This window comes from Arthrobacter cheniae, from assembly GCF_003602275.1.
In the GTDB taxonomy this organism is placed as follows: Bacteria; Actinomycetota; Actinomycetes; order Actinomycetales; family Micrococcaceae; genus Arthrobacter_D; species Arthrobacter_D cheniae.
The window spans coordinates 390,470-408,820 of the sequence record NZ_QZVT01000002.1 but is presented as its reverse complement, the minus strand read 5'-3'; the positions used below and the strand labels follow the sequence as shown (position 1 = coordinate 408,820).

Below are 18,351 nucleotides of genomic sequence, written 5' to 3'. Positions count from 1 at the left end.
GCGTCAGCCTCCGCGTCCGCCCCTGCCAGTTCCGAGCCGTCGCCTGCGTCTTCAGCCGGTCCCGCCGCCAACCTTCCAGTTCCTGTGAAGCCAGCGCTCGCTGACGAGAATTCGGCCGAGGGGCTGGAAGCGTTTACGAAGTACTGGTTCGAGCTTTTCTCGTATGGCTACGAGACGAATGATTGGGTGCCTTTCGAGGCTGTCACCGATCCGCGGTGTGAGGCCTGCGCAAACGTGACGACTGCTGTCAAAGAAATCTACTCAGAGAATGGTTGGGTATCGGGGGCCGATTCCGAGGTCGGAGATTTTGTCACTGATTTCCGCGTGAATACACAAGGATCGATCGGCTCTAACGTGGAAGTTGGTCAGGGAGAGTCAACTATTTACCTCAAGGGTGGGCAGATTGCGGAGCAAGTCGCGAAGGGACCCCCCGCGTTCAAGGCAATTTTTTCGGCGCATCTTGAGGGTAGATGGGTGATGCTCGACTTTGGCGCCCCAGAGGGAACTGAATGATGGCCTTATTCAGATTCATTTCTTTTTCTTCGGTATTACTCCTACTTATCATGATCCCCACTTCACCGGCCCACGCAGACGAAAGCGCGATTAGATTTGATGGAGATACGGCGACCGCGAAGGTGAAGGACACGACATTCTTCGATGAGACCGCACCGAAAGAAGGGTCGGAGGATGATCCCGCATCTGTCTCATTGCCGGTGTCATCTGAACAGTTGCTGCAAAGTAGCAAAGTTGATTACATCTTTGAGCGTGCTTGCACGGCTGGCACTGGTGAGGCACTAAGGCCGGCTACTTGTCCCACCATGAATGCGCAATGTGACGCTCAAGATGGTGGTGTCTTGGTGAATTGGATCGAAGTGAATAGCAATGTACAGCCGGCGTCTCAGACTCCCACCGGACGGTCGTCGTGTATGTACCCCGGTCTGCCACCAGAGCCTCCTGTTGAGGGGGCAACTCCAGCCGTGGCGGAGGCTCCGGTTGTGATCACGATCGAGGAGTTTCAGAAGCAGCCCGTCCTGGCGGCGGCGGTCGTGTCGCAGCCGCTGAATTTCGGCCTGAGGAACGCGCATTCCAATATCTATGCCGAGGCCGTAGAGCAGAATTTCACCTTTGAGTTTCAGGACGCGATGATCGTGCTCAAAGCACGACCGGTGTCCTACGAATGGTCCTACGGGGATAGTACGACTGCGACGACGTCGACGCCGGGCGGCCCGGTAGACGGGGTTGCGTTCAGTACGCAGACTTCAACCAGTCATCAGTATGTGCAGACGGGTGACTTCACGTTGACATTGACGACGTTCTTCGCGGGGGATTATTCGGTTGACGGAGGTCCGTTTCAGCCGGTGGCCGGTGAGGCCTCAGTGATATCGGAGCCTCACCTGATGAGTATCTGGCGGACCAAGGGTCACAGCGTGAGTGAGAACTGCATCGAGAACCCGACCGGCATCGGTTGCGAAGCCCCCACCCGCTGATATCGCTCACCCGCAGGACTGGTCCCACCAGGTCATACCGCCTCGAGTATTGCCTTCCGTGCACGCCAAGGTTGATGCCCATATCCGCATGATGCCAGCTGTGCCGTTGGTGGGTGCTGAATGCTTGGCGATCCGGCGAGCCGGCGTTCAGGTGCTCAGGGGGTTGGGGGTGTCGTAGTAGGTGTTGCCGGCGGGAGAGCGTGCTTGAAGGGTGCCGTTGGATTGTTGGTCGTAGTGCCAAATGCCTTCGCTTTTGAGCATGTGGTGTTTGCGGCAGAGGTGGGCGAGGTTGTTGTGGGAAGTGGTGCCGTGGTGGGACCAGGGCCTGGTGTGGTCGAGTTCGCAGCGTGAAGCCGGGGTGGTGCAGCCGGGGTGTCGGCAGGTTTGGTCGCGGACGCGTAACCATTTCTTCAGGTCGGCAGGAACGGCGTAGGAGGTGCGGCCGACGCTGAGGACCGTCCCGGTTTCCGGGTGGGTGAGAATGCGTGTGAAGGAGGGGGCGTGGGCGGCGAGGCGTCGGGCGATGTCGGCGGGAATGGGCCCGTAGCCTTCGAGGTCGGCGGGTTCGTCGTCGACGCCGAGCAGCGTCAGGACGGGCACGGTGACGTTGATATGGGCTCGCACACGCTGACCACCAGAGCCAGTTGATCCACAGGAACCACCAGAATTACCGGAACTTGAAGAGGCAGGCGGGGCCGTCGACCGTGATGCTGCCGACTGTGATGAGGCGCGGTTCGCCTCGAGGCGACCGTCCAATAGTTGGTGGTCTTGCTCGTCGCTGGGGTAAGGGCGGTCTTCGAGCAGGAGGTCTGTGAGGATGTCGGTGCGCAGTTGGGGGAGGGTTCGTCGCTCGCGGGGCGTTTGGAGGGCTCTGGCGGTGTGGGTCAGTCGGGCGTCGATGGCTGCGGCGTCGGTGGCGGGGAGGTAGGCGTGAAGCCAGGCCATAGCGTCGTCGGCTGGTTCGACGTCGATGCGCCGGTTCTCGGTGGCGCTGCGGGCGCGGTCTTGAAGTGCGGTCGGGTGTAGTCGGGTGCGCAGGCGACGGGCCCGGTACGACAGGCGGGACACGGTGGTCACCTGGGCGACGGGTAGGAGCGCTTCTTCCATACGTGTCGCGGTGGTGTGGGGCAGGCCCGCGTATTCGTGGAGCAGTGCAGTGGTGTGGTCCCACGTGATGGTTCCTGCACGCAGGGCGACGAGGGTTGGTTGGTGATGGTTGATCAGGAGCATCGCGTGTTGCACGAGGCGGTGGGCGGTGCGTTCGGAGACCCGGAGCAGGCAGGCGAGTTCCGTGGCGGTCGTGGTGTCCGCGAGGTTCGTCCTGGGCCGCTTGATGACAGGGCCCGAAGGGGATCGAGTGGTGGGTTGGGACAGGTGGGTCAGGAGTCGATGCTCGAAGAGCACCCGCATATGTTCGGTGGCGATCGCCAGTTCTGCATCGATATGTGCTTTTTCGGCGCTCAGGGAAGTAATCCGAGCAGTTATGTGCTCGAGGTTCTTCAAGTCCTCCGAATTCGTAGCCATACCGCAATTATCTCCCCTGCCACCGACAATTCTGGCCACTAGCCGACGTGCATTCAATTGTGCGGTAGGTAATCATCACCGAAATCTAGGAAGAGAGTTTCGACGAATATCAGTCGCCGGGAAGAGACCAATATCCGTCGTGCCGAAGAACATATCGGAGCGCTTCCAAGCACCACCTGACCAGCGCAGCCTCGAGCGATAGACTGAGCCCATGACTATGCCTCCTGATCCCTTCGCAAACGATCCACTCGATGCCGGTACTGGCCGCTCGACGGCGACCATCGAACGTGAGGAACTCCGTCAGGAGGTCGAGCCCGGCGACGCAGAACGCTTCTCGCACTATGTTCGCAAGGAAAAGATCATGGAGTCCGCCTTCACCGGCGAACCGGTGATCGCCCTCTGCGGCAAGGTATGGACTCCGGGCCGTGACCCGGAAAAGTTTCCTGTGTGCCCGGAGTGCAAGGAAATTTACAACGGGCTTCGCCCAGGTGGCGACGACAAGCCGAAGGACTAGGACCCCGCCCCCTGGTGGATTCTGAGCGACTTGGATAGCTCGAGCGGCCGTCGGGCCGGGCGCTAACCAGGAGAAGACGCACCGCCCGACGCGTCGAAGGGCGGAGCAGCGCGGCACCGCCGACTTTTCCGCGGCTCCGGCAAGGCCACAGCTCGCAACACCGGCGCTTCAGCGGTCCGTAATGCCGCGGGTTCAGCAACGCGGGGCTTCAGCAGTCCGCAACGCCGCAGCCCCGCAAACACCCAGCCCCGCCCTCAGCAGAACAGGTGACATGAGCAAGGCCACACGTAGAACGTCCGATACGCTCGTCGGAGCGATGTCTCCTGAGTTGCGGCCGCTCACCATCGGCATCCTGGCCATCATCACCTGTGCCGCCTTCGAGGCCATGGCCGTGGTTACCGCGATGCCGTCCGTGGCGCGCGAGCTGTCCGGGGAGTCGAGCTACGGCCTCGCGTTCTCGATGTACCTGACTGCCTCCCTGCTCGGCACGGTCGTCGCCGGCTCCTGGTGCGACCGCAAGGGGCCCCGCCCGGCCCTCGCGGTCGGGATGGCCCTCATGATCCTCGGACTGCTCGCCGCAGGAGCCGCGCCGGATTTCTGGCTGGTGACAGTCGGCCGGGCCGTGTCGGGGCTCGGCGGGGGGTTCATGATCGTGGCGGTGTACGTCGTGATCGGCCGTTCCTTTCCGCAGCGGGCGCAACCCGTCGTCTTCGGCTGGCTCGCGGCGGCGTGGGTTCTGCCGGCGCTCATCGGGCCGGTGGTCGCGGGGTTCGTGACCGAGCAGTTCGGGTGGCGCTGGGTGTTCCTCGGCGTGGCTCCGGTGGTGCTCGCCGCAGTTCTCATCGTGTGGCCGAAGACCAGCAAGCTCGGACCCATCGCGTCGGTCGAGACTGGCTCGGCCCGGACACGCACGCTGCGCGGGTTCGCCCTCGCTGGTGGTGTCTTCGCAGCGCAGTGGGCTGTCGTCCGGCTCGCCGATACGGAGAAACCCGACGCCGGTACCGTCACCGGCCTGACACTGCTCGCGGCAGCCGGCGTCGTCGTCGTCCTCCTGGTATTGCCCGCGCTCCTGCCGAAGGGCACCCTCGTCCTCGCGCGCGGTCTACCGAGCATCATCGCAACGCGCGGCCTCGTGAACATCGCGTTCTTCGGTACCGAAGCCTTCATCCCGCTCATGCTGGTGAGCTCCCGCGACCTGAGTCCGGGGACCGCCGGGCTCACCCTGAGCGCCGGCGCTCTCGGGTGGAGCGCCGGATCGTTCGTCCAGGCACGGGTGACCTTCGCCCGCCAATGGCTGCTCGTCGCGGGCTCGTCCATCCTGTCCATGTCCCTCGGTCTCTTCGCCCTCGCAACCGCCCTCGAGGCACCGCTCTGGGTGCTCGCCGTCGTCTGGGGACTGTCCGGCTTCGCCATGGGCATGACGCTCTCCAGCACGTCGGTCCTCGTCCTGAAGCTCTCGGCGCAGAGCGAGCAGGGACGCAATTCCGCGGCCCTGCAGATCTCCGACCAGCTCGGCGGCGTGGTCGGAACGGCCGGCGCCGGAGCGCTGTTCGCACTCCTGCACGACGACGGCAATCCGGGACACGTCCCCACGTTCGTTGCCATCTGGCTGGCTCTGTGGGTGTCCACGGCAGCAGGTATAGTTTCGGGTCTGAGAGGGGCCGGGTCTTCGGACGCCGGGCCAAGCTCGACCCCCAGCAAGTCAATGGAAGGTACTGTCCTGGCGTGAGTAGTGACACCCTGTTCGGTGCCGGCGGAGCCCTGCCCCCCGCATACCCGGAGCGCGCGGCCTGGGGCACGGCTCCCAAGCTACGCCAGTGGCAGAGCGAGGCCCTGAAGAAGTACTTCGACGAATCACCCAGTGACTTCCTCGCGGTCGCAACCCCTGGTGCAGGCAAGACGACGTTCGCCCTCCGCGTCGCGACCGAGCTCGTGGAGCGCGGAATCGTCAACCGGATCACCATCGTCGCCCCGACCGACCACCTTAAGCGCCAGTGGGCTGACGCCGCTGCGCGGGTAGGCCTCGCCATCGACCCGAACTTCAAGAACGCCGACGGTCGCCACGGAGGCGCCTTCATCGGCGTGGCTGTGACGTATGCGCAGGTCGCGAGCAAGCCGATGCTGCACAGGGCGAAGACGGAAGCTGCCCGCACCCTGGTCATCCTCGACGAGATCCACCACGGTGGGGACGCCCTTTCCTGGGGTGACGGCATTCGGGAGGCGTTCGAGCCCGCAGCCAGGCGTCTCGCCCTCACCGGAACGCCCTTCCGCTCCGACACCGCCGCGATCCCGTTCGTCGAGTACGTCGAGGACCGGGACGGCATCCGCCGGTCGCGCGCCGACTACACCTACGGCTACGGGCAGGCGCTCCGTGACCACGTGGTCCGTCCGGTCATGTTCATGGCCTACTCGGGCCAGATGCGCTGGCGCACCAGTGCAGGCGAGGAGATGGCAGCGTCCCTCGGCGAAGCCGCCGTGACCAAGGACATCACAGCGCAGGCCTGGCGTACCGCCCTGAACCCTGCCGGGGAGTGGATTCCCGCCGTCCTCGCCGCCGCGGACAAGCGCCTCACCGAGGTGCGCCGCACCGTGCACGACGCCGGTGGCCTGGTCATTGCGACGGATCACGACGATGCCCGCGCCTACGCCGGCCAGCTGAAGAGGATTACGGGGGAGTCCCCGACGGTCATCCTGTCCGACGACGCCAAGGCCTCCTCGAAGATCGAGGAGTTCTCCGACAGCGACAAGCGATGGATGGTCGCCGTCCGGATGGTCTCCGAGGGTGTGGACGTTCCGCGCCTCGCCGTCGGCGTCTATGCGACCTCGACCGCCACGCCGCTGTATTTCGCGCAGGCCGTGGGCCGCTACGTGCGTGCCCGACGGCGCGGGGAGACGGCGTCGATCTTCCTGCCGTCAGTGCCCATCCTCATGGCGCTGGCCAACCAGCTCGAGCTCGAACGCGACCACGCGCTCGACCGGCCCGAGAAGGACGACGAGGGCTTCGGTCTCGACGATGGACTGATGGAAGCGGCGAACCGCGAGGACAAGGCGTCGGACTCCCTGACCAAGCAGAAGTTCGAGGCGCTGGAGTCGCAGGCATCCTTCGATCGCGTCCTGTTCGACGGCGGCGAGTTCGGTACCGGCGGCGAGATGGGGAGCGAGGACGAGCTCGATTTCCTCGGCATCCCGGGACTGCTCGACGCCGATCAGGTGGGCCAGCTGCTGCGCCAGCGCCAGCACGAGCAGCAGTCCCGCCGGAAGGCGAGGGGTTCGGCGGCGCCGGCAGCGGATCCGCTCGTCGTGGACCACCGCCAGCTCACGGAGCTGCGGGGCCAGCTCGCCAAGAATGTCTCTGCGTGGGCTGCGCGAACGGGTATGCCGCACGGTCAGGTGCATACGGAGCTGCGGCGCGAGTGCGGCGGACCCGCCGTGGCCCAGGCCAACGAGGACCAGCTCCAGCGCCGGCTACAGAAGCTTCAGGACTGGTTCATCGGCAAGAAGTAGGACGGGCCCAGGGACACGACAGGCCGGGCTGAATGAACCAGCCCGGCCGTGTCCGTGGTAGGAATTCAGCGCTCCAGCTCCACGCCGGCCGCCGCCAGCTCCTCGAGGACGTCCTCGGTGTTGTCTTCATGCACTCCGCGCGTGAGATCCGTCAGCAGCGTGACGGAGTAGCCGGCCTGCAGCGCATCGAGCGCCGTGGACCGGACGCAGTAGTCCGCTGCCAGACCCGCGATGACCACGTCGTCGACCTCGTGCTCGCGCAGCCAGTCGTCCAGCGTCATCGGGTCCTCGCTGTTCTCCACCGACCCTCCGCCCAGCTTCTGCTCGCCGGTGGGCACCTCGTCGTCGGGCGCCTTGACTCCCTCGAAGCCGGAGTAGGCCGCCTCGAACTGACCCTTGCGGAACACGGCGTCGATGCTCTCCGTGTCGAGGTCCCGGTGGAAGTCCGAGCCCTTGGTGCCGGCGACGCAGTGGACGGGCCACGAGTCGATGAAGTCCGGTGTCTCGGAGAAGTGCGCACCCGGGTCGATGTGCCAGTCCTGCGTGGCCACGATGTAGTCGTACGAACCTGCCTGCTCGTCGATGTGGTCGCTGATGTCGGCCGCGACCTGTGCACCGCCCTGGACGGCGAGCGAGCCGCCCTCGCAGAAATCGTTCTGCACGTCCACGATGACCAGTGCGCGCGTCATGATGCCTCCTCGTATTCGGTGGGGATGACTGGTTCGCCGCGCTGCAGGCGGCGGACTGCTCCGGGTAGCTCGGCCATCGACAGTGCGTGGCGCTCGGCTGCGCGGGTGACGGCCTCGGGTCCGGTCCAGCCCGGCAGGAGGACACCCTCCTTCACGAACTGCTGCATGAGGGGACGGTCGTTGCCGTCGTCGGCGGGACTGATACCGACCCCCACCACCTCGACCTGCGCGGTGCCGTGCTCGTCGAGGCGGCGCAGTGCGTGCTTGATCCCGCCGACCGAGGCCTTGTTCTTGGCAGCCTTGGCCACGGAGATGAAGGTGCCGTCGTCGTCCTGTCTGCTCACGAGCTTGTAGACCATGCCCGCGGTAGGTGCTCCGGAGCCGGTCACCAGGGAGGTGCCGACGCCGTAGGAGTCGACGGGAGCGGACGCGAGGAGGCCGATGGCGAACTCGTCGAGGTCCGACGTGACGACGATCCTTGTCGTGTGGTTGCCGAGGTCATCGAGGAGCTGGCGCACCCAGCGCGCCTGGGCGACGAGATCTCCCGAGTCGAGCCGGACTGCTCCCAGGTCAGCACCCGCCACCTCCACGGCGGTGCGTACCCCCTGTTCGACGTCGTACGTGTCCACCAGGAGCGAGGTGCCGCGGCCGAGCGAGGCGACCTGGGCCTCGAAGGCGGCTCGCTCGGAATCGTGCAGCAGGGTGAAGGAGTGGGCTGCGGTGCCCACCGTCGGCAGGCCGTACCGGCGACCGGCCTCGAGGTTGGACGTGCTGGCGAAGCCTCCGATGATGGCGGCGCGGGCCGCGGCGACCGCCGCCTCCTCGTGCGTGCGACGGGATCCCATCTCGATGCACGGCCGCCCGGCCGCAGCGCCGGTCATTCGGGAGGCGGCCGAGGCGATGGCGCTGTCGTGGTTCAGGACCGACAGGATCAGGGTTTCGAGGATGCACGCCTCTGCGAAGGACGACTCGACCGTCAGGATGGGGGAGTTGGGGAAGTAGGCTTCGCCCTCGGCGTACCCCGAGATGGAGCCCGTGAAGCGGAAGCCCGCCAGCCATTCGAGGGTGGTGTCGTCGACGATCCTGTGGTCGCTGAGGAACGTGAGCTGCGCCTCGTCGAACCGGAAGCTGGCCAGCGCCTCGAGGAGGCGTCCCGTTCCTGCGACGACGCCGTAGCGCCGCCCCGCCGGGAGGCGCCGGGCGAAGGCCTCGAAGACCGATCGGCGGTGTGCCGCCCCGGAGTGGAGGGATGCCTGCAGCATCGTGAGCTCGTACTGGTCGGTGAAGAGGGCGCTGTTCGGCGCATCCACGGCAGGGGGGGCCGAACCCGCGTCAGGTGATTCGGTGGTCAGGGCATCAGTCACCCTCAAAACGATAGCGGGGCGTCCGCCGTAGGAGTACCAGGCCACCGGGCATCGGCGATGCGACCTAGAATGGACGGTATGACAGTAGGCTTTGCAACCGGCACCGACACCCAGGAGAAGGTGCGGACGACCGAGAAGACCGACCTCGACCAGCCCTGGGTCGTCGTGGTCTGGAATGATCCCGTGAACCTCATGAGCTACGTCAGTTACGTGTTCCAGTCCTACTTCGGCTACACCGAGGCGAAGGCCCGGACCCTCATGCTCGAGGTGCACGAGCAGGGCCGCTCCGCCGTCGTCTCCGGCAGCCGCGAGAAGGTGGAGCAGGACACCGTAGCCCTGCATTCGTACGGACTCTGGGCCACCTTCGAAAAAGCCGGAAGCGAGTAAGCCCACCCCATGGCGAAGCACTTCAAGTCGACCCGACGCGGTATCACCGGAGCGCTGGAACCGGGTGAGGCGCGCCTCCTCGGTGCCCTGCTCGACGACGTCATCTCGATGCTCGAGCCCGAGACGGCGCCGAGCGAGGATCCGTTGGCCGCGCTCGTCGGCATGTCCGGTGCCGATGCCGAGGCCACGACGCCGGACGATTCCGCCGTCCGCCGCCTCCTGCCCGACGCTGTCCGCGGGGACGACGACGAGGCCCTCGCGTTCCGCCGGCTGACCGAACGTTCCCTGCGGGAGCAGAAGATCGGTGCCCTGCGCGGCAGCGCCCTGCTCATCGAATTCAGCCCCATGACGCTGAACGACGAGCAGGCGAGGCTCCTGGCACAGGCGCTCAACGATGTGCGGCTCGTTCTCGCGGACCGGCTCAGGATCGAATCCGAGGCGGACGCCGAACGCCTCCACGACATCGCGGACTCGAAGGATGTCGACGACGTCGAGTCCTATCTCGCGCTGGTGTACAACTTCGTCACCTGGCTGCAGGAATCCCTTGTGCAGGCCATGTTGAAGGCCGTTCGCCTGGATCGCTGACGGCCCGGCACGCGTGGTCTGTGATGCACCCCACGCAGGGGCGAATAGTTTTCGTCGGCGCCACGTCTTATTCTCAGAGAATCATGACCCTCTCGCCATTGAACACGGACCGCAGCGAAGCGCCCATCGGCATCTTCGACTCCGGCGTCGGGGGACTGACCGTGGCGCGTGCCGTCATCGATCAGCTTCCCCATGAATCGATCATGTATGTCGGTGATACGGCGAACGGCCCTTACGGCCCCCTGCCGATCGCCAAGGTACGTGCCCACGCGCTGGGTGTGATGGACGAGCTCGTCGACTCGGGCGTCAAACTCCTCGTGATCGCCTGCAATTCGGCGTCGGCAGCAGTGCTCCGCGATGCGCGGGAGCGCTACACGGACCGGTACGGCATCCCCGTCATCGAGGTCATCCAGCCGGCGGTCCGGCGAGCGGTGGCCTCCACCCGGTCCGGCCGGATCGGCGTGATCGGGACGGCCGCGACCGTCGGCTCGCGCGCCTACGACGACACCTTCGCAGCTGCCCCACACCTCGACGTCACCTCCGTCGCCTGCCCTTCCTTCGTCGAGTTCGTGGAGGCAGGGATCACGGGTGGCCCCGCCCTGCTCCGCACCGCCGAGAAGTACCTCTCGCCGCTGCAGGACGCCGGCATCGACACCCTCGTGCTCGGCTGCACCCATTATCCGTTGCTCACCGGCGTCATCTCCTATGTCATGGGAGACGACGTCACCCTCGTCTCGAGCGCCGAGGAGACCGCCAAGGACGTCTACAGGGCACTGGTCTCGCACGGCCTCGAGCGCAAAAGCGCGGCGCCCGCCGTGCACCGCTTCATCGCGACGGGCGATGCAGGGAGCTTCGAGGTGCTGGCGCGCCGTTTCCTCGGACCCGAGGTGCTGAGCGTGCAGCACGTGGACCACGTCGCAGCGCAGTACCCCACCGGCAGCCTGGCGCGGATCACCCCCGAGATGATCGCCGCCGCCGGCTTCCCACGCGCATGAAGCTGACCATCGTCGGGTGCAGCGGGTCCTTCCCCGGGCCGCAGTCCCCGGCCTCCTGCTACCTCCTGAGCGCGGAGTGGGAGGGCCGGACGTGGCGTATCCTGCTCGATCTCGGGAACGGTTCGCTCGGCGCCCTGCAGCGATACATGAACCTCCGCGAGATCGACGCCGTATTCCTGTCCCACCTCCATCCCGATCACTGCATGGACATCTGCGGACTCCACGTCGCCGTGCACTGGGACCCCTCGGGCTGGGGCATGCCGCGTATCCCCGTCTGGGGGCCGGCGGCGACCGCCGACAGGATGGCGAGTGCGTACGGCCTCGAACTCGACCCCGGGATGCACGAGGATTTCGACTTCCACTCCTGGGGCGATCGTGATCCGGTCAGGGTAGGTCCCTTCACCATCACGCCCTATCAGGTCCTGCACCCCATCGAGGAGGCATACGCGCTGCGGGTCGTGGTTGCCGAGACGGATGAGCACGGTGTCGCGCACCCTCACATCCTCACCTACTCGGGTGATACCGACTCCTGCGACGGACTGGTGGAGGCTGCGCGCGACGCCGACATCTTCCTCTGCGAGGCGGCGTTCCACGAGGGTCGGGACGATGGGATCACAGGCGTACACCTCACGGGCAAGCGGGCGGGCGACGTCGCTACGCGCGCCTCGGCCAAGCGCCTGCTGCTGACCCACCTCCCGGTGTGGAACGACGCGAACCTCGCCGTCAGCGAGGCCCGGCAGAGCTATGACGGACAGCTCGCGGTCGCCGTCGCCGGCGTGTCCTACACAGTCTGACCGGCGTCGGCCGCGCGACGGTGTTACCAGCAACCTCCCATGCGCAGCCGTCTAGACTGGAAATCATGACCTCTGCGAATTCCACACCCGGCCCTGTGTCCGACGCGGCTGTACCTCCCGTGCTGCGAGCGGACGGCAGGACGCCCGACCAGCTGCGGAACATCAGCATCACCCGCGGCTGGTCCAAGCAGGCCGAGGGATCCGCCCTGATCGAGTTCGGCAACACGCGTGTGCTCTGCACCGCGTCCCTCACGAGCGGCGTACCCCGCTGGCTGAAGGGCGAGGGTAAGGGCTGGGTCACCGCCGAGTACGCGATGCTTCCGCGTGCCACGAACACCCGCTCGGACCGTGAATCGGTCAAGGGCAAGATCGGCGGCCGGACGCACGAGATCTCCCGCCTGATCGGGCGGTCGCTGCGCGCCATCATCGACACCAAGGCGCTCGGCGAGAACACCATCGTGCTCGACTGCGATGTACTGCAGGCCGACGGCGGCACCCGCACCGCGGCGATCACCGGTGCCTACGTGGCCCTGGCCGACGCGATCCGGTACGCGAAGGACAAGAAGCTCATCCCGGCGTCGGCCTCGCCGCTGACCGATACCGTCGCCGCCATCAGCGTCGGCATCATCGACGGCGTGCCCATGCTCGACCTCCCTTACGTCGAGGACGTGCGCGCCGAGACCGACATGAACGTCGTCGTCACCGGGTCCGGGAAGTTCGTCGAGGTGCAGGGCACTGCCGAGGGAGCGCCGTTCGATCGTGCCGAGCTCGACGCGTTGCTCGACCTGGCACTGCTGGGGACGGCGCAACTGGCGCAGATCCAGATCGATACGCTGCGGGACTCCCAGGGTGGCTGAGGGCAAGCAGCCACGCCTCGTCCTCGCGACGCGCAACGCAGGCAAGCTGCGGGAGCTGCGCGAGCTGTTGCGTGACCAGGTGCCGGGACTCGACGTCGACACCCAGGTCATCGACGCGGCGTCCGCGGGCGCCCCCGACGTCGTCGAGAGCGGTGTGACCTTCGAGGAGAACGCACTCCTCAAGGCCGAAGCGACTGCGCGCGCGACGGGACTCGTCGCCGTCGCCGATGATTCCGGCCTGGCCGTCGATGTCCTCGGAGGAGCCCCGGGCATCTTCTCCGCCCGCTGGTCCGGACACCATGGGGACGACGCCGCGAACCTGGAGCTGCTGCTCGGTCAGTTGCGCGACATCCCGCGCGAGCGCCGGGGCGCAGCCTTCGTCTGCGCGGCCGCACTCGCGCATCCCACCGGTGATGCGGCCGCCAGCCGCACCGAGCGAGGCGAACTCCGCGGCTCACTGCTCGACGCACCCCGCGGGACCGGGGGCTTCGGCTACGATCCGATCCTCGTCCCCGAAGGACTCGACCGGAGCTGCGCCGAACTCGCACCCGACGAGAAGAACACCATCAGCCACCGCGGTATCGCCTTCAGGGCGCTGCTGCCGCACCTCGTCGACGCGCTGTCTTCTCGTCCTACCGAGTAGCGACACGCCTGACGCACCAACACTGCTGACCCGACAGCGCGAGTAGGACCGCAGGGTCAGCCGGCAGCACCGCATGCCAGCACGCACGCACCGGCCGCCCGCAGGGCGGACCACGAGAGGGACGGATTCACCCGTGAGCATCATCCAAACAGTCCAGGCGGTCCACGTCTCAACGGCGACCACGACGTCGGACGGCTCGGCCCTCGGCGCCGTCACGGACTGGGCGGTGAACCTGATGGAGACCATCGGCGCACCCGGAGCGGGCCTGGCGATCGCCCTCGAGAACCTGTTCCCGCCGCTGCCGAGCGAGGTCATCCTCCCCCTCGCGGGATTCACCGCCAGCAGGGGCAACTTCTCGTTGTTCGAGGCGATCCTCTGGACAACACTGGGGTCGGTCGTCGGTGCCTACGCGCTATACGCCCTGGGCGCGTGGCTCGGGCGTGACCGCATGCGGCGCCTCGTTTCCAAGGTTCCCCTCATCGACCTCGAGGACGTCGACAAGGTGGAGGCCTGGTTCGATCGCCACGGCTACCGCGCGGTCTTCTTCGGCAGGATGATCCCCCTCTTCAGGAGTCTCGTGTCCATTCCGGCGGGTATCGAACGCATGCCGATCGGCAAGTTCCTCCTGCTGACCACGGCCGGCAGCCTGATCTGGAATACGATCTTCGTCATGGCCGGGTTCTACCTCGGGGAGAGCTGGCACATCGTCGAGCAGTACGCCGACACCTTCCAGAAACTCGTGATCGTCGCCGTCGTGGTGTTCGCGGTCTGGTTCGTCGTCTCCAAGGTGCGCAAGCACCGGGCGGACAAGCGGGTCCAGTGAGCACCGGGCTCCTGGAACGTGGGGACTCCGCAGGGTAGGACTGACAGCCGGGGTGCCCGGGGCCCTGGCTGTCCCTACTCCTGGATCAGCGCGCTGACCGCCGGTTCCGCGCCGGGCAGGGCCACGGCCTCGAAGCCTCGCGCGGTGCCTTGCGCCCTGCCGGGCGCTACGAGTGTCCTCGACAGGTCCGACGACGGGTCGAACAGTCGCGCGTCGATCCCCAGGGAGTGGGCAGCAGCGATGTTCGCCGGCGAGTCGTCGACGAACGTCACCAGTCCGGGGTCGACGGCGAGCTCTGTCAGCACGTGCTCGAAGATCGCCGCCGACGGTTTGACCAGTCTCAGGGACGAGCTGAAGAACAGGTGCTGGAAAAGCTTCGTCCAGGGAGCGTCTCCGAGGTGGGAGACCATGGCGGCCGGCATGTTCGACAGCAACGCCAGGCGCTCGCCCCGGGCATCGAGATCCTCCAGGACGTCGAGTACCTCGAGGTTCGGGTGCGACCACTGATTTCCGTCGAGGATGTCGAGCCAGGCGGCCCTCACGGGGTTGACCCGCGCGCCGCTCACCAGCGACCAGTATTCGTCCGAGGACAGCGAGCCGGCGTCATAGGCGTACCTGTGGAGCCAATAGGTGGACGTCGGTTCCTGGAGTTCCGGGATGCCGATCGCCTCCGCGAGCGCGTCCCAGTCCTGCGGCGTGGGAGGGGTGGAGATCACGTTCCCGTAGTCGAAGAGGTACCACCGGCGGGAGGAGTCAATGCGTGCCATGATTCAGGGTAGGACCACTTGCTGCGGGAACGCGCCGGGGCGCGATGAACGTTCGGTGAACGGGTGTGGGTGGGCGGCAGTACAGTTGAATGCGTGGGAATTGCGTTTACGGCCATCGACTTCGAGACGGCGAATGGCTTCCGTGGCTCCCCGTGCGCCGTCGGCCTGACGAAGGTGCGCGACGGCAGGGTCGTGGAAGAAGCATCATGGCTGATGCGCCCGCCCGTGGGGCATGACCATTTTGACCCCCGCAACATCGCCATCCACGGCATTACCTCCTCGATGGTGGCCGGCGCCCCGAGATTCGGGGAGCTGTTCCCCGAGATCGGCGGGTTCATCGGCTCCGATGTACTGGTGGCGCACAACGCGGCATTCGATCTCGGTGTGATCCGCTCGGCCCTCGAGGTCTCCGCGCTCGCCGGCCCGGCCTGGGAGTACGCGTGCACCGTGGTGCTGTCCCGCAGGAGCTACTTCCTCCCGTCCTATTCGCTCCCGTTCGTGGCCGAAGCGGCGGGCGTGCCCCTGGTCAACCACCACGATGCCGTGGAGGACGCCAGGGCCTGCGCCGGCATCATGATCGATATCGCCCGGCGGTACGAGGCCTCCACCGTGGAGGACGTGCTCGGCTCCCACAACCTGCCGCTGTCGCGTGCCGAGCCCTACGCACCGGGCATCGATGAACTGTCGAAAGCCACCCGCACGGCACTCGAGCGCAGTGCATCGCCGTCGGGCTGGTCGGGCTGGCCCGAAGAGGGCGAGAACCCCCACGCCAATGCCCAGGCGGACCCGCGACACCCGCTCTACGGACAGACCGTCGTGTTCACGGGCAGCCTCGGCATCTCGCGGCCGCAGGCGAAGGAGCGGGCGGCGCGCCTCGGAGCGCAGCCTGCCAGTTCCGTCACGCGCCGCACGACGGTGCTGGTGGTCGGCGACGGCTTCGTCGCCTCGGACCTCAGGAACGGACGCGTCACCGGCAAGGCCCGACGCGTCCTGGAGCTGCATGAGCGCGGACAGGCCATCGAGGTGCTCTCCGAGGCGGAGTTCCTGCAGATGACCGGCGGCCGGTGGCCCGCGGAGAGCCAGTAGGCACAGGACGCGCGTGCCAGGGTTCCCAGGTGCGGTCAGAAGCTGAGTTCGATTCCGGTCAGGCCGGCTGACAGGTCGATGAGTCTCGATGCCGCGTTGCTCTCCCGGGCGTGCGGCTTCGCCGGGACGACGGCGGGGGATCCCGTGAGCTGGAACCAGCCTTCCGGTCCGCAGTAGGCACCGTTGGGGATGGTCGGATCCACGGTCGCGCGCACCAGCGGCCATGCGCCGTGGTCCTTTCCCTGCGCAACCGGCCGCAGAATCCGCTGCCGCCACGCCGCTGCGTCCTCGAATGTGGCCACTCCGGGCCTTTCCGGCGTGAACATACGGAGGGCCAAGCCAGGATGGGCGACGACGCTCGTGGCAGCGCTGCCGGTCAGGTCGAGACGCCGGGCCAATTCGAAGCCGAACGCCATCACGGCGAGCTTGGACGTGGCGTAGGCGCGCGCGTTGCGGTAGGTCGAGGGCTGCAGGGACGTCGGCGTCAGACGCGCCCATCGGTGGCTGATGCTGCCGAGGTGCACGATCCTCGTACCGGCAGCGGACAGTGTGGGCAGGAGGAGCGCCACGAGGGCGTAATGGCCGAGGTGGTTGGTGCCGAACTGCAGTTCGAAACCGTCCGCCGTCGTCCGGTGCTGTGAGGACCCCACCACCCCCGCGTTGGCGAGCAGGCCAGTCAGGGGCGGTGCGTCGGCGAGCGCGTCCGCGGCTGCACGCACCGAGGCGAGGTCCGCGAGGTCGAGGGATTGGAAGGACACATCGGCGTGAGGATGTCGTCCGCGTATGGCGCTGATGGCGCGACGGGCTTTCTCGTCACTGCGCGACGCCATGACCACGCTCGCACCGGCTCCCGCGAGCTGCTCGCAGGCGAAGTAGCCGAGACCGGCATTGCCCCCGGTGACGAGGACGCGGTGATCGGAGAGCTGGGGGAGGTCGGTGGGATTCCACATGATGTCAGCCTAGGCAGGTGCTCCGGTCGACCGAGGAGCTTCCTCGGCACACGGCGACGGTCCCGGGGCCTTGGATCCATCGGCGGAGCGTCACGAGCCCGTCGTGGCTCTCACGAGGGTGCGGGCCATGCCCCGGACGACGGCGGGCATTCCCTCGGCGTTCCGATACGAGGCCGGAATGGCCCGGGTGCCGTGCAGCGCGCCGACGATCGCACCCGCCACGGACGCCGCGACCGTGGAGGAAGCATCAGGGCGTCCGGCAGACGAGGCGTGGGCGAGTGCAGCTGCGAGATGGTCCTGCGGAGAGGACGACTCGGAGGCACCCTCGAGCACGGCCTGCAGTGCGGCCTCGAACGTCCCTGCCGCCGTCGTGGCGTCGGCCCTGCTGCCCGTCGTCGTCGCGTCCGCGGTCGTTCCCGCCATTGCTCCCGGCGCGACCCTCGCGGCCGGTCCGCCCGACGCTGTCGGCGCTGTCGCTCCCGTCGTCACACCGCTGGTGCCGTCGTCGTGTCCGGACGTGTGCGCCAGGCGGTCTTCCTCGCCGCGCATGATGCGAACTGCCTCGTCCAGGGTCAGTTCATCGATGGCGAGCGAACGGATGAGGCCGCTGAACAGGGCTGCCGTGCCCCGGGCGGCAGGGGACCCGTGCGTGAGCGCGGCGGCGTCGACCGTCAGCCGTTCCACCATGCTCGCCGGAATCCTGGGGACCAGACCGAAGGGAGCCGATCGCATCAGGGCACCGGCGCCCTCCGCCTGCGGGTTGAGGGGGCGTGACCGCGTGCCCATCGCACCCGTGAGGAGAGCGCGAACCGTGTCGGCATCGGGGTCGTGCACGGGCAGCAGGTCGTCCTGGCGGTCCAGCCATCGTCCGGGCGGTGCCGGTGCGTTCGCCGGAAGGTGCTCGCCCTGCCGCACGAGCCAGCGGAGATAGGCGAGCCAGAGGCAGGCGGTCTCGTCGGCGGCGACGCCGTCGTTCGCCCACTCGAGTGCGTCGACGAGGCCGTCGACGGTGTACAGGGTCAGCTGGGTCGCGTCGGAGACGGCGAGTGCCGCAGGATCGCCGAGCGCGGCGGAGGGATCGTCGCCCACGGCGTGGAGGACGCCGTACGCGTCCCCGGCCATGGTGCCCAGAAGGCATCCCAGCACCCGGTCCGCATAGGTGGACGGGTCCGTCGATGATTCGTCGACCTCTTCCGGGACGTCGGCGGGAGTGCTGGCGGCGGCGCTGTCTCTGGTCACGTCCCCAGTCTAAAGAGGTGCGGGTTCATTCCTGCGCCGCGAGGACCAGCCCGATCCCAGCTAGCGTCCAGACTAGGATGGAAGGCTCGTCGGCGGCCCGGTATACCACCGGGCGGTCTCCCGCAGGCTCGATAGAAGGACTA

19 protein-coding genes are annotated in these 18,351 nt (G+C 67.0%); 13 read left to right on the top strand and 6 right to left on the bottom strand.

The features are described from left to right. The first annotated feature begins 84 nt into the window (after positions 1-84). Both D6T63_RS19715 and D6T63_RS05165 read left to right on the top strand, forming a co-directional pair. Entirely contained in the window at positions 85-513 is a 429-nt protein-coding gene (locus D6T63_RS19715; RefSeq protein WP_120147942.1) for a DUF6318 family protein, read from the top strand. Between the two features lie 482 nt (positions 514-995). Next, complete coding sequence (locus tag D6T63_RS05165) at positions 996-1,487, top strand: PKD domain-containing protein (protein WP_120147941.1); 492 nt, start codon at positions 996-998, stop codon at positions 1,485-1,487. A gap of 147 nt (positions 1,488-1,634) precedes the next feature. Here D6T63_RS05165 and D6T63_RS05160 read toward each other — a convergent pair whose 3' ends face one another. After that, positions 1,635-3,011: an HNH endonuclease gene (locus D6T63_RS05160; RefSeq protein ID WP_120147940.1), complete on the bottom strand. Its 1,377-nt coding sequence runs from the start codon at positions 3,009-3,011 to the stop codon at positions 1,635-1,637. Positions 3,012-3,222: 211 nt separating this feature from the next. Here D6T63_RS05160 and D6T63_RS05155 point away from each other — a divergent pair, with 211 nt between their 5' ends. From D6T63_RS05155 to D6T63_RS05145, 3 genes are all read left to right on the top strand, one after another. Beyond that, entirely contained in the window at positions 3,223-3,525 is a 303-nt protein-coding gene (locus D6T63_RS05155) for a DUF3039 domain-containing protein (protein ID WP_120147939.1), read from the top strand. Between the two features lie 271 nt (positions 3,526-3,796). Further along, positions 3,797-5,254, top strand: coding sequence for an MFS transporter (locus tag D6T63_RS05150; protein WP_182976875.1), 1,458 nt, complete (start codon positions 3,797-3,799; stop codon positions 5,252-5,254). Beyond that, the gene (locus D6T63_RS05145) at positions 5,251-7,029 is read left to right on the top strand and encodes a DEAD/DEAH box helicase (RefSeq protein WP_120147937.1); all 1,779 of its coding nucleotides are present in this window, start codon (positions 5,251-5,253) and stop codon (positions 7,027-7,029) included. Before D6T63_RS05150 ends, D6T63_RS05145 begins: the two co-directional genes overlap by 4 nt. A 65-nt stretch (positions 7,030-7,094) precedes the next feature. On the opposite strand, the gene D6T63_RS05140 is transcribed toward D6T63_RS05145, so the two are convergent. After that, complete coding sequence (locus D6T63_RS05140) at positions 7,095-7,718, bottom strand: isochorismatase family protein (RefSeq protein WP_120147936.1); 624 nt, start codon at positions 7,716-7,718, stop codon at positions 7,095-7,097. After that, positions 7,715-9,028 carry a nicotinate phosphoribosyltransferase gene (locus tag D6T63_RS05135; RefSeq protein WP_268878005.1) on the bottom strand — a complete coding sequence of 438 codons (1,314 nt, stop codon included), beginning with the start codon at positions 9,026-9,028 and terminating at the stop codon, positions 7,715-7,717. The genes D6T63_RS05140 and D6T63_RS05135 overlap by 4 nt, the downstream gene beginning before the upstream one ends. Positions 9,029-9,160: 132 nt before the next feature. On the opposite strand from D6T63_RS05135, the gene clpS reads away from it, so the two are divergent. From clpS to D6T63_RS05105, 7 genes are all read left to right on the top strand, one after another. Further along, entirely contained in the window at positions 9,161-9,469 is a 309-nt protein-coding gene (gene clpS, locus D6T63_RS19490) for an ATP-dependent Clp protease adapter ClpS (RefSeq protein ID WP_220725877.1), read from the top strand. A gap of 9 nt (positions 9,470-9,478) precedes the next feature. Next, complete coding sequence (locus D6T63_RS05130; protein ID WP_120147934.1) at positions 9,479-10,054, top strand: DUF2017 domain-containing protein; 576 nt, start codon at positions 9,479-9,481, stop codon at positions 10,052-10,054. Positions 10,055-10,137: 83 nt separating this feature from the next. Next, complete coding sequence (murI, locus tag D6T63_RS05125; RefSeq protein ID WP_120147933.1) at positions 10,138-11,049, top strand: glutamate racemase; 912 nt, start codon at positions 10,138-10,140, stop codon at positions 11,047-11,049. Next, positions 11,046-11,843, top strand: a complete 798-nt coding sequence (locus tag D6T63_RS05120; protein WP_120147932.1) for an MBL fold metallo-hydrolase — start codon at positions 11,046-11,048, stop codon at positions 11,841-11,843. Before murI ends, D6T63_RS05120 begins: the two co-directional genes overlap by 4 nt. Before the next feature lie 65 nt (positions 11,844-11,908). Continuing rightward, positions 11,909-12,700: a ribonuclease PH gene (rph, locus tag D6T63_RS05115; protein ID WP_120147931.1), complete on the top strand. Its 792-nt coding sequence runs from the start codon at positions 11,909-11,911 to the stop codon at positions 12,698-12,700. Then, positions 12,693-13,343, top strand: a complete 651-nt coding sequence (gene rdgB / locus D6T63_RS05110; protein ID WP_120147930.1) for an RdgB/HAM1 family non-canonical purine NTP pyrophosphatase — start codon at positions 12,693-12,695, stop codon at positions 13,341-13,343. The genes rph and rdgB overlap by 8 nt, the downstream gene beginning before the upstream one ends. Positions 13,344-13,485: 142 nt before the next feature. Then, entirely contained in the window at positions 13,486-14,166 is a 681-nt protein-coding gene (locus D6T63_RS05105; RefSeq protein ID WP_407923709.1) for a DedA family protein, read from the top strand. Positions 14,167-14,240: 74 nt separating this feature from the next. Here the strand turns inward: D6T63_RS05105 and D6T63_RS05100 are convergent, their stop codons facing one another. Continuing rightward, complete coding sequence (locus D6T63_RS05100) at positions 14,241-14,933, bottom strand: HAD family hydrolase (RefSeq protein WP_120147928.1); 693 nt, start codon at positions 14,931-14,933, stop codon at positions 14,241-14,243. Positions 14,934-15,026: 93 nt separating this feature from the next. Here D6T63_RS05100 and D6T63_RS05095 point away from each other — a divergent pair, with 93 nt between their 5' ends. Beyond that, positions 15,027-16,019: an exonuclease domain-containing protein gene (locus D6T63_RS05095; RefSeq protein ID WP_120147927.1), complete on the top strand. Its 993-nt coding sequence runs from the start codon at positions 15,027-15,029 to the stop codon at positions 16,017-16,019. Between the two features lie 35 nt (positions 16,020-16,054). Here D6T63_RS05095 and D6T63_RS05090 read toward each other — a convergent pair whose 3' ends face one another. Continuing rightward, entirely contained in the window at positions 16,055-16,969 is a 915-nt protein-coding gene (locus D6T63_RS05090; RefSeq protein WP_120147926.1) for an SDR family NAD(P)-dependent oxidoreductase, read from the bottom strand. Positions 16,970-17,059: 90 nt separating this feature from the next. After that, positions 17,060-18,208, bottom strand: a complete 1,149-nt coding sequence (locus D6T63_RS05085; protein WP_120147925.1) for an ADP-ribosylglycohydrolase family protein — start codon at positions 18,206-18,208, stop codon at positions 17,060-17,062. Positions 18,209-18,351 lie beyond the last annotated feature (143 nt).

What these genes read in the sequence shown, in the direction of transcription:
- D6T63_RS05120 (WP_120147932.1), top strand. Translation starts at nt 11,046, where the DNA reads ATGAAGCTGACCATCGTCGGGTGCAGCGGGTCCTTCCCCGGGCCGCAG.
- D6T63_RS05155 (WP_120147939.1), top strand. Translation starts at nt 3,223, where the DNA reads ATGACTATGCCTCCTGATCCCTTCGCAAACGATCCACTCGATGCCGGT.
- D6T63_RS05090 (WP_120147926.1), bottom strand. Translation starts at nt 16,969, where the DNA reads ATGTGGAATCCCACCGACCTCCCCCAGCTCTCCGATCACCGCGTCCTC.
- murI (WP_120147933.1), top strand. Translation starts at nt 10,138, where the DNA reads ATGACCCTCTCGCCATTGAACACGGACCGCAGCGAAGCGCCCATCGGC.
- D6T63_RS05160 (WP_120147940.1), bottom strand. Translation starts at nt 3,011, where the DNA reads ATGGCTACGAATTCGGAGGACTTGAAGAACCTCGAGCACATAACTGCT.
- D6T63_RS05100 (WP_120147928.1), bottom strand. Translation starts at nt 14,933, where the DNA reads ATGGCACGCATTGACTCCTCCCGCCGGTGGTACCTCTTCGACTACGGG.
- clpS (WP_220725877.1), top strand. Translation starts at nt 9,161, where the DNA reads ATGACAGTAGGCTTTGCAACCGGCACCGACACCCAGGAGAAGGTGCGG.
- D6T63_RS05150 (WP_182976875.1), top strand. Translation starts at nt 3,797, where the DNA reads ATGAGCAAGGCCACACGTAGAACGTCCGATACGCTCGTCGGAGCGATG.
- D6T63_RS05130 (WP_120147934.1), top strand. Translation starts at nt 9,479, where the DNA reads ATGGCGAAGCACTTCAAGTCGACCCGACGCGGTATCACCGGAGCGCTG.
- D6T63_RS05140 (WP_120147936.1), bottom strand. Translation starts at nt 7,718, where the DNA reads ATGACGCGCGCACTGGTCATCGTGGACGTGCAGAACGATTTCTGCGAG.
- rph (WP_120147931.1), top strand. Translation starts at nt 11,909, where the DNA reads ATGACCTCTGCGAATTCCACACCCGGCCCTGTGTCCGACGCGGCTGTA.